The sequence below is a fragment of the Kitasatospora sp. NPDC101108 genome (genome assembly GCF_055584725.1).
Genome location: NZ_JBVJLM010000010.1, coordinates 192,787 through 204,928, shown reverse-complemented (window position 1 = coordinate 204,928; position 12,142 = coordinate 192,787). Strand labels below are relative to the sequence as shown.

14 protein-coding genes are annotated in these 12,142 nt (G+C 73.9%); 7 read left to right on the top strand and 7 right to left on the bottom strand.

Going from position 1 to position 12,142, the window contains the following annotated elements:
- Nucleotides 1-11: 11 nt before the first annotated feature.
- Nucleotides 12-386 (bottom strand): DUF6328 family protein, encoded by a 375-nt coding sequence (locus ACZ6Z8_RS22750; RefSeq protein ID WP_465611981.1) that lies wholly within the window; start codon nt 384-386, stop codon nt 12-14.
- Between the two features lie 3 nt (nt 387-389).
- Nucleotides 390-929 carry a MarR family winged helix-turn-helix transcriptional regulator gene (locus ACZ6Z8_RS22745; RefSeq protein ID WP_465611886.1) on the bottom strand — a complete coding sequence of 180 codons (540 nt, stop codon included), beginning with the start codon at nt 927-929 and terminating at the stop codon, nt 390-392.
- A gap of 48 nt (nt 930-977) precedes the next feature.
- Here ACZ6Z8_RS22745 and ACZ6Z8_RS22740 point away from each other — a divergent pair, with 48 nt between their 5' ends.
- The 4 genes from ACZ6Z8_RS22740 (at nt 978) to ACZ6Z8_RS22725 (ending at nt 5,704) form a co-directional block, all read left to right on the top strand.
- Nucleotides 978-1,952: a DMT family transporter gene (locus ACZ6Z8_RS22740; RefSeq protein WP_465611885.1), complete on the top strand. Its 975-nt coding sequence runs from the start codon at nt 978-980 to the stop codon at nt 1,950-1,952.
- Between the two features lie 79 nt (nt 1,953-2,031).
- Nucleotides 2,032-2,574 carry a hemerythrin domain-containing protein gene (locus tag ACZ6Z8_RS22735; protein WP_465611884.1) on the top strand — a complete coding sequence of 181 codons (543 nt, stop codon included), beginning with the start codon at nt 2,032-2,034 and terminating at the stop codon, nt 2,572-2,574.
- A gap of 441 nt (nt 2,575-3,015) precedes the next feature.
- Nucleotides 3,016-5,148: an elongation factor G gene (fusA, locus tag ACZ6Z8_RS22730; RefSeq protein ID WP_465611883.1), complete on the top strand. Its 2,133-nt coding sequence runs from the start codon at nt 3,016-3,018 to the stop codon at nt 5,146-5,148.
- Nucleotides 5,149-5,251: 103 nt separating this feature from the next.
- On the top strand, nt 5,252-5,704 hold the full coding sequence (locus ACZ6Z8_RS22725) for a hypothetical protein (protein ID WP_465611882.1): 453 nt from the start codon (nt 5,252-5,254) through the stop codon (nt 5,702-5,704).
- Between the two features lie 188 nt (nt 5,705-5,892).
- Here the strand turns inward: ACZ6Z8_RS22725 and ACZ6Z8_RS22720 are convergent, their stop codons facing one another.
- Both ACZ6Z8_RS22720 and ACZ6Z8_RS22715 read right to left on the bottom strand, forming a co-directional pair.
- Nucleotides 5,893-5,985 carry a hypothetical protein gene (locus ACZ6Z8_RS22720; protein ID WP_465611881.1) on the bottom strand — a complete coding sequence of 31 codons (93 nt, stop codon included), beginning with the start codon at nt 5,983-5,985 and terminating at the stop codon, nt 5,893-5,895.
- Nucleotides 5,982-6,113, bottom strand: coding sequence for a hypothetical protein (locus ACZ6Z8_RS22715; protein ID WP_465611880.1), 132 nt, complete (start codon nt 6,111-6,113; stop codon nt 5,982-5,984). Before ACZ6Z8_RS22715 ends, ACZ6Z8_RS22720 begins: the two co-directional genes overlap by 4 nt.
- Here ACZ6Z8_RS22715 and ACZ6Z8_RS22710 point away from each other — a divergent pair.
- Nucleotides 6,112-6,492, top strand: a complete 381-nt coding sequence (locus tag ACZ6Z8_RS22710; RefSeq protein ID WP_465611879.1) for a hypothetical protein — start codon at nt 6,112-6,114, stop codon at nt 6,490-6,492. The genes ACZ6Z8_RS22715 and ACZ6Z8_RS22710 overlap by 2 nt on opposite strands.
- Before the next feature lie 55 nt (nt 6,493-6,547).
- On the opposite strand, the gene ACZ6Z8_RS22705 is transcribed toward ACZ6Z8_RS22710, so the two are convergent.
- Entirely contained in the window at nt 6,548-7,213 is a 666-nt protein-coding gene (locus tag ACZ6Z8_RS22705; RefSeq protein ID WP_465611878.1) for a class I SAM-dependent methyltransferase, read from the bottom strand.
- A 596-nt stretch (nt 7,214-7,809) separates the two neighbouring features.
- On the opposite strand from ACZ6Z8_RS22705, the gene ypfJ reads away from it, so the two are divergent.
- Nucleotides 7,810-8,703, top strand: a complete 894-nt coding sequence (ypfJ, locus tag ACZ6Z8_RS22700) for a KPN_02809 family neutral zinc metallopeptidase (protein WP_465611877.1) — start codon at nt 7,810-7,812, stop codon at nt 8,701-8,703.
- A gap of 465 nt (nt 8,704-9,168) precedes the next feature.
- On the opposite strand, the gene ACZ6Z8_RS22695 is transcribed toward ypfJ, so the two are convergent.
- Both ACZ6Z8_RS22695 and ACZ6Z8_RS22690 read right to left on the bottom strand, forming a co-directional pair.
- On the bottom strand, nt 9,169-10,518 hold the full coding sequence (locus ACZ6Z8_RS22695) for a bifunctional folylpolyglutamate synthase/dihydrofolate synthase (RefSeq protein ID WP_465611876.1): 1,350 nt from the start codon (nt 10,516-10,518) through the stop codon (nt 9,169-9,171).
- 251 nt (nt 10,519-10,769) lie between these two features.
- Nucleotides 10,770-11,135, bottom strand: a complete 366-nt coding sequence (locus ACZ6Z8_RS22690) for a hypothetical protein (protein ID WP_465611875.1) — start codon at nt 11,133-11,135, stop codon at nt 10,770-10,772.
- Nucleotides 11,136-11,426: 291 nt separating this feature from the next.
- Here ACZ6Z8_RS22690 and ACZ6Z8_RS22685 point away from each other — a divergent pair, with 291 nt between their 5' ends.
- Nucleotides 11,427-12,137, top strand: coding sequence for a DUF4232 domain-containing protein (locus tag ACZ6Z8_RS22685; protein WP_465611874.1), 711 nt, complete (start codon nt 11,427-11,429; stop codon nt 12,135-12,137).
- Nucleotides 12,138-12,142 lie beyond the last annotated feature (5 nt).

The following is a 12,142-nucleotide window of genomic DNA, read 5'->3' as shown; positions in this document are numbered from 1 at the left end:
CCCGTGAGCCCTCAGGGGCGGGCGGTGGTGACAGGGGGTACGGTCCGGGCGGGGTGGTGGAAGAGGCCGCGGTGCAGGGCGACGGGGGGGGTGGCTGGGACGGCGGCGGCCAGGACGGTCAGCAGCAGGGTGGCGACGTAGATGCCCTGCTGGGCGTCGGGGAGTTCGGCGAAGCGCGGGGTGAAGGGCGACGCCGAGCAGGAACGCGAACACGATCTGCACGCCGGTCCACAGCACCGCAGCGCCCGCAGCTCCTGCAGCAGTTCCACCAGGCGCCGGTCGGCCCGCTCCGCCGGGTTCTCCCATCCCGGCGGAGCGGGCTCGTCGGGACGCTCGGGGCCGCTGCTGGAACCGTGGTCGCGGCCGGGTGGAGGAGGGGTGTCCAGGCGTCACATCGTGCTGGGCCCGGACCCCTCCAGGCGCCGGTGCCAGGCGGTGAGCAGTTCCTCCAGGGCGGCGGCCTCGCCGGGGTCCAGGTGGGAGATCAGGCGGTGCTCGTTGCGCATGTGGGCGGTGAACGCCTCGTCGATCAGGCGCAGTCCGGCGTCGGTGAGGGCGACCACGCGCCCGCGCCGGTCATCCTCGGCGGTGCGGCGGGTGACCAGGCCGGCGTGTTCCAGGCGGTCGATCCGCTTGGTCATCGCGCCGGTGGTGACCATGGTGTGCGCGGCGAGTTCCCCGGGGGCGCGTTCGTAGGGGGCGCCGGCGCGGCGCAGGGCGGCGAGCACGTCGAACTCGCCCTCGCTCAGCCCGTAGCGCTGGTAGACGAGGGTGAGTTCGGCGGTCAGGCGGGCGGCGAGGCGGTGCAGGCGCCCGATCACGGCCTGGGGGGAGACGTCGAGGTCGGGACGCTCTCGGTGCCACGCGGCCTGGATGAGCGCGATGTGGTCGCCGTCGTCGTCCGGGTGCTGCTGGTGCTGGTGCTCCATGGCGCCATCCTACCCCCGGTAGCTTCCGGGGAAGCTATAATGTCTTCCATGGAAGCCAATGTGCGGTGGGTGCTGCTGACCGCCCTCGCCCCGATCGCCTGGGGCGCCAACTACTGGGTCACCCACGCCTACCTGCCCGCCGACCACCCCCTGTGGGGCGCCGCCCTGCGCGCCCTGCCCGCCGGACTGCTGCTGCTCGCCCTCGTCCGCCGCCGCCCCCGCGGCCCCTGGTGGTGGCGCAGCGCCCTGCTCGGACTGCTCAACACCGCCGTGTTCTTCGTCCTGCTCTACCTCGCCTCCCAGCTGTTGCCCACCAGTACCGCTGCCACCGTCATGGCCGCCTCCCCGCTGGCCATGCTGCTGACCGCCTGGGTGCTGGCCGGGCAGCACCCGCACCGCGCCCACCTGGTGGGGGCGGTGGTGGGCCTGGCCGGGGTGGCGCTGACCGTCCTCGGGTCGGGCGGCGCCGCCGACCGGGCCGGGCTGGCGGCCTCCGTGGGCGCGATGCTGGTCTCCTCCGTCGGCTATGTGCTCGCCGCCCGTTGGCGCGAGGGTGCCGACCCGCTCGCCGCCACCGCCTGGCAGCTGACCGCCGGCGGCCTGGTGCTGCTGCCGCTGGCCGCCGGCGCCGAGGGCGCGCCGCCGCCGCTGCACGGCCCCACCCTGCTCGCCTTCGGCTACGTCACCCTGGCCGCCACCGCCCTCGCCTTCGCCTGCTGGTTCACCGGACTGCGGCACCTGCCGGCCGGCACCGTCGGCCTGCTCGGACTGCTCAACCCGCTCACCGGCGTGCTGCTGGGCACCGCGCTGGACGGCGACGAACTGGGGCCGCGCCAGGGGCTGGGACTGGCCTTGGTGGCCGCCGGGATCCTGCTCGGACGGCCCCGCACCCGAACCGGTGCCGAGGCCTGCACCGGCACCGGCACCGGCACCGAGGCCGCAGCCGGCGCCGACACCGCAGCCGGCGCGCCGGCCGCGGGCAGGGGCCGGGGCGTGGGCTTGTCCGGTCGGCGCGTGCCGTGATCGGATGGGCGCCGGCATCGCGTGTCGGTGGCGGACCGCGCCAGGCATGGAGGTGCCCGAACGAAGGGACCGCCCGCACGTGGCCTCCCCCAGTACCGGCCGTACGGCCGCCCTCAGCCTCCAACTCTCCCAAGCGCACAACGAACTGCGTCGCCGCCTGGCAGGCGTCCGCTCCGCCCTGGGCCGCGGCCCGGCCGCCGGCGGTGACTCCCTGACCGCCCACTGCCTCGCCTTCTGCGCCGCCCTGACGAACCATCATCAGGGCGAGGACGAGGGGATGTTCACCGCCCTGCTGCGCGAACGACCCGATCTCGCACCCACCGTCGCCAAACTCGTCGAGGACCACGGCTTCATCGCCGCCATCCTCACCCGGGTCCGCGACCTCGCCGGCCAGGCCGCCGGGCAGGACGGGGCCGCCCTGGAGGCGATCGGTCGCGAACTCGACGGCCTGGCGGCCGTCATGGAGTCCCACTTCGGCTACGAGGAACGCGCTGTCGGCGCCGCCCTGGACGCGGCCCTGGATGTCGACCCGGGCGGCGCGGTGCACGCCGACGACGGCTGGACGCAGGCCGTGCTGCGCTTCCGCCCACCGTACGGCCCCAAGGGCGCGCAGGAACCGTAAAACCCTTGGCCCCGCCGGTTCCGGGCCGCCTACACTCGCCACGCGGCCGCAACCCCAGGGGGTGCGGACGCGCCAACGACCGTACCGGCACACGAGAGCACACACGGAGAGAGGGGGTGCAGCGGCCATGCCCGAGCACAGCGCCGCCGCCCCCTCTCCCGCGTCGCGGTACGAGGTGATCCTGGTGTCCCCGTCCTTCCGGTGCCCGCTGCGCGGCCGGCACCGGAGCAGCGCCGCCACCGCCTGACCGTCCGCCCACCCGCGCCCCGCGTCCGTGCGTGTCCTTACGCGCTTCGGTGCGTCCGTGCGCGTCCGGGTGCGTTCCTTCGCGCGGCACGGTCCCTTTCCGGCATCTGATCTGACGCTCCGTCACGACACGAGCGGCACTGACTCAATCGCGCGCCCAATCCCGCAGACACCGCCTTGAAAGGCAACCGGGCCATGCGCACCGACACCACCACCAGCAGCACCACCAGCAGCACCACCACCGCCGGCGCGACGAACAGCAGCATCGCCGCGGTCCGCAACCTCGGCATCCTCGCCCACGTCGACGCCGGCAAGACCACCGTCACCGAACGGATCCTCTACCTCACCGGCGCCACCCACAAGCGCGGCGAAGTCCACACCGGCACCACCGTGACCGATTTTGACCCCCAGGAACGCGACCGCGGCATCACCATCTTCGCCGCCGCCGTCAGCTGCGCCTGGGCCGGACACCGGATCAACCTCATCGACACCCCCGGCCACGTCGACTTCGCCGACGAGGTCGAACGGTCCCTGCGGGTCCTGGACGGCGCCGTCGCCGTGTTCGACGCCGTCGCCGGCGTCGAGCCGCAGAGCGAGTCGGTGTGGCGCCAGGCCGAACGCCACGGCGTGCCCCGCATCGCCTTCATCAACAAGCTCGACCGCCCCGGCGCCGACCTCGACGCCGCCGTCGCCTCCATCAGGGAGCGCCTGCACCCCCACCCGCTGGCCGTCCACCTGCCCATCGGCGCCGAGGAGGCCTTCACCGGCGTCGTCGACCTCGTCCACCACCGCGCCCTCACCTGGGACGAGGACGGCACCCTCACCGAGGGCCCCGTCCCCGCCCACCTCGCCGAGCGGGCCGCCGCCCGCCGCCACGCCCTGGACGAGGCGGTGGCCGAAGTCGATCCCCCTGCCCTGGAGGAGTACTGCACCCACGGCGCCCTCGCCCCCGCCACCCTCACCGCCGCCCTGCGCCGGCTCACCCGCAGCGGCGAGGCCGTGGTCGTCCTGGGCGGCTCCGCCTACCGCAACCGCGGCATCGAACCCCTGCTCGACGCCGCCGTCGCCTACCTGCCCTCACCCCTGGACACCGTGCCCGCACCCTCCGGCGACCGGGACCGGCAGCGCGGCGCCGACCGCGACGGGCGGGATGGCGCCGACCCCCAACAACCCCTGGCCGCACTGGCGTTCAAGGTCACCGCGGCACCCACCGGCCGCCTCACCTACCTGCGGTTGTACACCGGCACCCTGCGCAAGGGCGACACCGTCCTCGACACCGCCACCGGCCGCACCGAGCGCATCGCCCGCATCCTGCGCGTGATGGCCGAGCGCCACACCGAGATCGACCACGCCCTGGCCGGCGACATCGTCGCCGTCATCGGCCCCAAGACCGCCCGGGTCGGCGCCACCCTGTGCGACCCCGACCACCCCGTCCTGCTGGAGGCACCCGTGAGCGCCGAACCCGTCGTCACCGTCGCCGTCGAAGCCCGCCGCGCCGCCGACACCGACAAACTCACCGCCGCCCTCGCCCGCCTCGCCGAGGAGGACCCGTCGCTGCGCCTGGCCACCGACCCCGACACCGGCCAGCGCACCCTGTCCGGACTGGGCGAACTCCACCTGGAGGTCGCCGTGGAGAAGGTACGCCGCGACACCGGCGTCGAGGCCGTGGTCGGACGGCCCCAGGTCGCCCTGCGCGAAGCCCTCGTCGAAGGCGTCACCGGCTTCACCCACCGCCACGCCAAACAGGACGGCGGCGCCGGCCAGTTCGCCCACCTCGTCCTCGACCTGGCGCCCGCCGCCGACGGCTTCACCTTCACCTCCACCGTCACCGGCGGACGCGTACCGCGCGAATACGTCCAGGCCGTCGAAGCCGGCTGCCGCGACGCCCTCACCGAGGGCCCGCTCGGCGGCCACCCCGTCACCGGCCTCGCCGTCACCCTCACCGACGGTGCCACCCACCCCAAGGACTCCTCCGAACTCGCCTTCCGCACCGCCGCCCGCCTGGGCCTGCGCGAAGCGCTGCGCGCCTGCCGGCTGCACCTGCTGGAACCGCTCGCGGAGGTGACCGTCACCGTGCCCGAGGACGCCCTCGGCGCCGTCCTGGGGGACCTGGCCGCCCGCCGGGCCACCGTCCAGGCCACCACCACGACCGGCCACAGCGGCTACGGCAGCCACGACGGCCACGGCGGCACGGCCCGGGTCAGCGCGCTGGTGCCGCTGGCCGAACTGTTCGGCTACGCGGGCCGCCTGCGCAGCCGCACCCAGGGCCGCGGCACCTTCACCACCAGCCCCGCCGGCTACGCCCCGGCCCCGGCGCCGGCCGGCTGAGCCGCGCTCCGGCCCTCCCCCTCTCCACCGGGGGAGGGCCGGGACCGCCGGTCTTCCGGGCCACCCGCTGGTCCGCGCCGCCCGACGGTGATGGACAGCCGGGGTGCGAAAGAACCCGGACGTCCCCGATCTGCTGCGGCTGATCGACGGACGCTCGGCCGCCTTCCGAGCCGCGATCGCCGCCGCCACGCCCCACGGCCTGGCCGGCCGACTCGCCCTGGCAACTGCCGGACGTCCTGAGCGATGCCGGAACCATGGCGAACATGCCCCGTTACTACGGTCTCGGCCTCTGGCCGACGTCGAAGTGGCGGCGGCGATCCCGTCGGGGCAGGTCCCGCTGACCAGCTGGCGTCCGAGCGACCGGTTCATCAACTCGTCGATCAGCGCCTATGTCGATACGGCCTGGCGCTGGTACTGGATCCTCGGGATCGTGAACTCCGAGGACAGCGTCGAACGCTGGTCATGTCTGAGGGACTTCTTCGTATTCATCGCCGACCGTGATCCCGGCGTCGCGCAACGGCGCTGCCTCCGGCACGAGGTCCTCCTGAGCGATTGACCGGGCCGGACCAAGCAGGGCCTCAGCAAGCCCCTTGGGAATTCCTGACGAATGATCTTCGACATGGTTGGATCACTCCAAAGCTCCCCGAGTCAGCCGGCGCCGCCAACGGCAGCCCTGTAGCCGCGGAAGGAGTGCGGTGGTCGGCGGAGATCGTTGGGCGGGAACCCGAACACCGGGCCGGGATGTCAGCCTGCGAGCACCCGCCGCACGTTCTCAAGGCGCGCACGGTGATCCTCGATCCAGTCGGTCGGCGGCGAGAGAGGAAGGCTGACTGTCACCTGCAAACACCCTCGACCCCAAACTCGTCGCCGCGGCCCTCGGCGACCCCGAAGGCGTCATGATCTACCTCGCCGACCACGTCGACCCGGGACGCCTGCCCGACCAGCACCAGCAAAGGAACTGACATGCGGCACCTCACCCCCGCCTTCGCCCTCGGTGCCCTCCGGCGCGGAAAGCAGATCGAGCAGTTCCTCGGCGCCACCGAGACCGACGGCCGGCACGGACTCCGCTGGATCGCCATCAGCCCCGGCCGCACGGGCGTCACCATCTATCTGAGCGATGTCGAGGACGTCGGCACCGACACCTTCCTCGACATCACCGAGTTCCCGCCCCTGGACCCCGACGAGGAGGCGTGGGGCCGGGAGGTCGCCGTCCTGCCCACTCCCGAGGAAGCCCTGCAGCTGGCCGAGCACGAACTAGCCGCGGACCCCCAACGCTGGATCAACGCTGGTGTCGTCTGCGACGAGTACCAAGACTTCCGGGCCGCACGCAGGTCGAACCTGTGAGGTTTCGGCGCCACCTGGCACGAGTTCGCCGGAACACGCATTCTGTCAGCGGTTCTCAGGCGGCGCGCAGGAGGAGGTGGCCGCGGCGGAAGCGTTCGTTGTCGCCGGGTTGGCGCAGCATGCGGGCGGTTTCGGTGAAGCCGGCTTCGGTGGCGAGGGTGGCGAGGGTGTCCAGGGGCCAGCGGTAGGCGGTGGTCACCTTGTGGTCGAAGGGGGTGACCGGGTCGCCCTCGGACTCGAAGAAGCCCAGCAGCGCGTATCCGCCCCGGGTCAGGACGCGGCGGAACTCGGCGAGGTGGGCGGGCAGTTGCTCGGGCGGGGTGTGGATGAGCGAGTACCAGGACACCACGCCGCCCAGCGTGCCGTCGGCCGTCTGCAGGGCGGCCATCGAACCGACCTCGAAGCGCACGCCCGGGTAGGTGCGGCGGGCGATGGCGATGAGCGCGGGCGACAGGTCGATGCCGAAGGCGTCGAGGCCTGCCTCCCGCAGGGCGGCGGTCAGGTAGCCGGGGCCGCAGCCCAGGTCGGCCACCGGGGCGGGGCCGGCGGTGCGCACCAGGTCGGCGAAGGCGGCGACGAAGGAGCGGTCCAGCGGCAGTTGGGCCAGGCCGTCCTTGACGAAGTCGGCGTAGAGCTCGGCGACGGCGTCGTAGGCCTCGGCGGTGGCGGCCAGGTGGGAAGGCGCGGGCGCGGGCGAGGAGGGTGACGAGAAGTCAGGCACGGGTGACGACCCTAGACCACGAGCGCCCGCCAGGCACCGCCGGTCCCTGGCTGCGCGTCCCGGCTCGCGCCATGCTGCGCGCCATGCGTTCGCTCCCGTGCCCGCCGGTGTCCCCCGCCGACGTCGGCCTGGCCTCCGGGGCCTGGCGTCGCACCCCCGAGACGGAGGGAGGCGGAGCTGTCGGCGGCGCTGGCCAGGGCTCTTGCGGCTGAGTGAGGGCGAGCGGGACCACCTGTATCACCTGGCCGGGTATGAGGCGTTGTGCGAGGTGTAGGCCTCGGGTGGGCTGGGCTGGGCCGGCTGTTGCTGGCGCACGCCGCTGCCGCGGGCGCCCGGGCCGCCTTCCGTCCGGAGTTGCCGAGGGTGGTCGATGTCGGCCCGTAGGGCATGTGCGGCGGGCCCGGGGGCTGCCCGGTGTGACACGGCGGCTGCGGCGCGTCAGGGGCCGCTGCCCGTAGGCTGGGCGGGCCGCGGGCGGCATGAAACGCCACCAAAGCGGCGAAGCTAGACATCGACAACGCGAACATATCGACAACTCCGGCGCACCGGCACTCCGGCGCGTCGGCGGGACGACGGGAAGCGGGCAGGGCAGGGGCATGCAGTTCGACGACCAGGGGGAACTGGACACCTCGCAGGTGGACGACCGGCGCGGCATCCCGGGCGGGAAGGTTGCCATCGGGGGCGGGGCGGTCGGCCTGCTCGCGGTGCTGCTGGCGGCCGTCCTCGGGGTCGACCCCCAGCTGCTGGGCCTGTCCTCCGGCGGCGGCACGTCCTCCGGGGCGCGCACCGACGGGCAGGTGCAGCAGTCCTGCAAGACGGGCGCCGATGCCAACAAGCGTCAGGACTGCCGGATCACCGCCGTCACCAACAGCCTCCAGGAGTTCTGGAGCGCAGAGCTGCCGCGCCGTACCAAGACGCCCTACCGGCCCGCCCAGACGGTGCTGTTCACCGACCGGGTCTCCACCGCCTGCGGCCCGGCGACCTCGGCGGTGGGCCCGTTCTACTGCCCCGGCGACCAGAAGGCCTACTTCGACCTCGGCTTCTTCGACGAACTGTCCACCCGCTTCGGCGCCAAGGGCGGCCCGTTCGCCGAGTCCTACGTCGTCGCCCACGAGTACGGCCACCACCTGCAGACCCTGCTGGGCACCATGCAGAAGGTCGGCAGCGACCGCCAGGGCGCCAACAGTGCCTCGGTGCGCCTGGAGCTGCAAGCCGACTGCTACGCCGGAGTGTGGGCCCACCACGCCACCACCACCCCGCAGGCCTCCACCGGCCGTCCCCTGCTCGCCACGCTGACCGACCAGGACATCGCCCAGGGCCTGGACGCGGCCGCGGCCGTCGGCGACGACCGGATCCAGAAGCAGGCCACCGGCAGGATCAACCCGGAGGCCTGGACCCACGGCTCCGCCGATCAGCGCAAGGCCTGGTTCACCACCGGCTACCGCGGCGGCGACCTCGCCCAGTGCGACACCTTCTCCGGGAAGATCTGATCCCCGGCCGGTTCTGCTGCCCAGGTGACCGGAGGGCCTGCGTCGGTCTCGGCTTCTTCGACGGGCTGTCCACCCGCTTCGGCGCCAGGGGCGGCCTGTTTCGCCGGGTTCTATGTCGTCGCCCACGAGGACGGTCACGGCCTGCGGGTCCAACGGGTCCTGCTGGGCGCGATCGGGACGTGATCAGGGTGGTCGGCGGACGGCCGGGTCCGGACGCGGGCCATCGGCGGGATCGACCTGGAGGCCTGGGCGCATGGCTGCGACGGCCGGCGCGAGGGGCCTGGGTTATCACCGGCTGCCGCCGTGGCGGCGACTTTGCCCGGTGTGTCGCCTCCTCCGGGCCGATCCGACCCCAGGCTCGCGTGCCACCCGGGCGGCCTGCGCCTCGCCCGGGCCCCGTAACACCGAAGCGCCTTCACCTGGTTGGGGCGCGGTGACGCCGGCGGTGGCGGGGCCCGGGCGGCTTCAGGCCGGGGGTAGGCCGAAGGCGGTGCGGCTCTCGCCGATCAGTCGCAGGGAGCCCAGGACCACGATCAGTCCGCCCTGGCCCACCAGGGCCGCTGCCCGGCGCAGCGCGCTGACGGTGTCGGGTGCGGTGAGGGCGTGTGCGCATCGGGCGGGCGGTAGTTGGGCGTGCAGGGCGTGGGGGTCGGCGGCGTCGGGGGAGGTGGTGCGGGTGAGGACCAGCGGCCAGGTGGTGGGCAGTGGGGCGAGCATCGCGGGCACGTCCTTGCCGTGCATCGCGGCGAACACGACGGCGACGGCGGGCGGGGTGCGGGTGCCGGGGGCGGGCCTGGCGAGGCGTTGGATCTCGGGGGCCACGGTGGCCATGCCCTGGGGGTTGGTGGCGCCGTCGAGCAGGGCGCGGCCGTGCCAGGTGTCGAGGCGGGCGTCGGTGAGCAGTTCGAGGCGGCCGGGCCAGCGGGTGGCGGCCAGGGCCGGGCGCAGGTGTTCGTCGGTGGGGGTGCGGGCGTGGCCGCGTTCGGCGAGCGCGGCGGCGGTGGCCAGGCCGAGGGCGAGGTTGTGGTGCTGGTGGGTGCCGGTCAACGGGCAGGGCAGGGCGCGGTGTTCGCCGTGAGGGGTGGCGATGTCCAGGACCGCGCCGTCGCCGGGGTCGGGGGTGGGGTGGCTGGTGTAGTGGATCTGGCGGTCGAGTTGCCACAGGGTGAGGCCGGTGCGGGTGGCGAGGACTTCCTCGACGGCGCGCTGAGCCTGGGGATGCAGGCGGCCCAGGAGGACGTGGTCGCCGTGGTGGACGGCACCGGCCTTGGCGGTGGCGATCTGGGCCAGGGTGTCGCCGAGGATGGCGGTGTGGTCCAGGCCGACGCCGGTGAGTACCTTCACGTCCAGGCCCAGTGCCCGTACGGCGGCCTGGCTGCCGCCGATGCTCGCCTCGGCGACCACCTGCTCCACGCGGGCGTGGCGGAAGTGGAGGGCGGCGACCGCGGTGCACATGCTGGCGACGGACAGCGGCAGGTCGTGCTGCTGGGTCGCTTCCCACACCTGGGTGTAGGCGGCCGTGTACTCGGCCCGGCTGATGGGCCGGCCGTTGATGCGCACTCGTTCGCGCGGTTCCTGCAGGTGGGGGCTGGGCATGCTGCCCACGCGGTGTCCGGCGGCGGACAGTGCCGCGACGGCGAAGGCGGTGGTGGAGCCCTTGCCGTTGGTCCCGGTGACCATGGCTCCGCGCAGTCCGTCCTGCGGGCGGCCGAGCGCTGCCAGCAGCGGGGGCAGGTTGTGGCGCCTGGCGTCGCGTTGCGCAGGCGTGATCCGGTACAGCCCGGCCAGGTGGTCGGCGCACTGCTGGTAGTCCATGGGGCGCCATGCTGCCACCGGCCCGGAGCCGGGGTGGCCGGTGATGGCTCCTGCGATCGGGTGAGCGCGGCGCGCCGCTCTGCACGGGCGCCCCGTTGCCCCCGGCCCTGGACCGGGACGTACCCCAGGACACCGACGCACCTCGCCACGGTCGTGATCGCGTCACTGACCACGTCCGTGGGCGGGTCGGGGGTGGGGGTGCCCGCCGTTCCCCTGTTACGGCGGGCACCCCTCGGCAGGGTGGCGTGCGGTCAGGGGCGGTCGAGGGTGATGGAGTTGATGGGTCCCAGGTCGTAGTAGACGCCGTTCTGGGCGGGGATGTCGTACACGCAGTTGCCGCCGCCGTAGCTCTGGCACAGGTGGGCGTGGGCGCCGCCGGACTGGTTGTTGAGCACCCAGTGGTTGCCGTACTGGCCGCTCAGGTTGTGGGCGCCGTAGCTCCAGTACACGGCGCTGGGGGAGGAGGCGGGGTTCTGGTCCTGCGGGTAGAGGCACACGGCGCCGTACGGGCAGCCCGCCCACGAGCCGTCGGCGGCTCCGGCGCTGCCGGTGCCCACGGCGGTCATCGCGGCGGCCGCCACCCCGAGGGCGGCCAGGGCACGGGTGATCCTGCGCATGGTTGGTTCTCCCTTGCTGTTCGCGGCGGTCCGGCCGCGAGGGCCGGACCCGGTGCTTGTCAGCGTAGGAATGCGGACCCGGTTGTGGTCCCTGACATCCGACAGGGGCGCGTCGGCGCGCGGCGGGCGCCGGTGCCTGGTAGTGGGCCGGAGGTGGGGTATGACGCAATGTCACGGCCCCGTCTCTGTCGTGTCCGCGTGATTGTGACGCTGTGCATGCCACCGGAAGCGGTCGAACGGCCGTCCTGTCCTGTGTCCACAGCAGTCGACACGTACCGATCGGGAGCTGTCATGTCCGTCCTCCGCCGCCGCCCGCTGCTCGCCTCCGTCGTCCTCGTCGCCGGGGCGGGCCTGGCGTTGACCGCCTGCGGGCCAGACAACACCGACTCGCCCGCCCCGGCGGCCTCCGCGTCCGCCTCCGCGCCGGTCACGGCGGGCGCCCCGGCGGGCGGCGCCCCGGCGACCACGTCGCCCTCGCGCCCGGCCCCGCACACCACGTCCGGCCAGGCCGGCCAGGCCGGCGCGAGCAGGTCGGGCGGCGGTTCCGCGGAGGGGCGTCCGTGTGACATCCAGAACCTGTCGATCAGCGCCTCCGCACGCCCGGGCGCGCCGAACCAGTGGGTGATCGAGGTCCGCAACACCGGCGGCGGGGCCTGCAGTCTGAGTTCCCTGCCGGCGGTGGACCTGGGCGATTCCGCCGCGCAGGACCGCAGCAACAACATCAAGCCGGTCCTGGCCAGCGGCACGGCGCGCTACACCGTCCAGGCCGGGCAGAAGGCCTACGCGGTGGTCGACCTCGACCCCAGCGGCGCCACCGCCGGAACCGCCCAGGGGGTCAACGAGATCAATGTGCTGGTCGACCAGGACGGCACCAACATGCCTCTGGCGAACACCCGCAACTTCCCGCTGCCCGGCGGGGTGCGGGTGCTGAACCCCCGGATGGGCCTGTACCGGGCCGGCGTCGCGGAGGCGGTCGCGTCCGCGGCGACGGCCGGCAAGTGAGCCCC